The sequence below is a fragment of the Kitasatospora sp. NPDC059812 genome (assembly GCF_042732075.1).
In the GTDB taxonomy this organism is placed as follows: Bacteria; Actinomycetota; Actinomycetes; order Streptomycetales; family Streptomycetaceae; genus Kitasatospora.
This window is the reverse complement of record NZ_JBHWIO010000154.1, coordinates 9,026-9,432: the sequence shown is the minus strand read 5'-3', so window position 1 is coordinate 9,432 and position 407 is coordinate 9,026.

Here is a 407-nt window from a genome sequence, read left to right as displayed (position 1 = left end):
TGTGTGTGTGTCTCTCACTCAGAGCGCGCGCGCCACCCCCACACCCACCCCCCCCCCCCGCGCCCGCCCCCCCGCCCCCCCCCCCCCCCCCCCCCCCCCCGCGCCCCAGCCGGACTGGGCGCGCAGAATATGACGACCGGTCTACATAGTTGTGTGCACGGCGAGCGGCGCCTCCGCCCCTCCGATGCGCACAGGAAGTCGGCCTGATCGACTTCCTGTGCGGAATCCACCGTGCGCAGCGCAGAATATGACGGTCGGTCTACATATTCAGTGCGCGGCAGGCGTGAGCGCCCTCCCCCACGCGCAGGAAGTCGGCCTGGGGGACTTACGGCGCCCTGGCCCCCCCGCGGGGGGGGGGGGGGGGCGCGGCAAATTGCGGCGTGGTGGTTTACACAAAAGGCCCCGCC